At 44.7% G+C, this 1249-nt stretch carries 1 protein-coding gene; it reads right to left on the bottom strand.

Going from position 1 to position 1249, the window contains the following annotated elements; all coding sequences use genetic code 11:
* A partial coding sequence (locus ACYVRH_RS12910) for an ATP-binding protein (protein ID WP_461257305.1) occupies positions 1-1249 on the bottom strand: 1249 nt, incomplete at both ends.

Raw genomic sequence — 1249 nt, forward strand, 5'->3', positions numbered from 1 at the left:
CGATAGTTTCATCGCGTACCCATTTTCTTAAAACGGAATCCATTCCCATTATGTCAATTGGTTTTGTTATAAACCCCTGAAAACCGTGTTTATAGAACATTTCTTCCGTTCCGTGTATGGCGTTTGCGGTCAGCGCAATAATCGGTATCTTTTGCGCGTATTCAGTGCCTAAGGCGCGTATCTTGTCAGCCGTTTCCACGCCGTCCATTCCGGGCATCATGTGATCCATAAAAATGGCGTTGTAAACGGGATTTCCCGCGCGTATGCGGTCAATCGCGTCTTCCCCGGTTGTCAGACAGTCAACCTGCATTTTGTATTTGCCTAACAGTCCTACCGCTACGTCCAGATTGGTCTGCATATCGTCAACGACAAGCACTTTGGCATAATCTAAATTTACCCTTAAAAGTTTTCTGTTGATAACCCGCTTGTTGTCGGCATAACTGAAATTGCGAAGTTTATCGGCTACTTCCTTGCCGATAGTCTCTTCTTCGACAAAACCCTGCTTGATGCGCAGATGAAACGTAGTGCCTTTGCCGTACTCGCTTTCAGCGTGGACTTCCCCGTCCATCATTTCTACAAGCCTTTTTGTAATCGGCAAGCCAAGTCCAGTGCCTTCAATATTGCGGTTTGCTTTGGCATTGACCTGAAAATAATCAAGGAACAGTTTTTTTATGTCATCTTCATGTATGCCAATGCCGGTATCGATGACGGTAATATACATCCAAATAGCATCGCCCTCGCGCGTACAACTTACGCTTAACTCAATTTTTCCTTGATGCGTATATTTAACGGAATTGGTGAGCAGGTTGGTTAATATCTGCTTAACCCGCAGATCGTCGCCGTACAGTTTAGCGGGCAAATCCTCGCTGATATTCAAGTTGAATTTTATGGGTTTTTCACCAAGGCGCGTCATAACAAGGGTGATTACGTCGTTCAACAGGCTGGAAATATAATATTCAATCGGGGTAATTGTCAGCTTGCCCGACTCAATTTTGGATAAATCCAGAATGTCATTTACAATGCTCAAGAGAGTAGTGCCGGCGCTGCTTATTTTTGTCAGATTTTCTACAATGTTCTTTCCCAGATGTTCGTCTTCCAATACTAAATCGGTAAGGCCGATGATCACGTTAAGAGGGGTGCGGATTTCATGGCTCATATTGGCAAGAAAATCCGTCTTGGCCCGTGAAGCGGCGCGGATTTCATCTTCCATCGCTTTGCGTTTGGTTATATCGCGCCCTATGCCTATAAT

The sequence above is a fragment of the Treponema sp. R80B11-R83G3 genome, assembly GCF_054786115.1.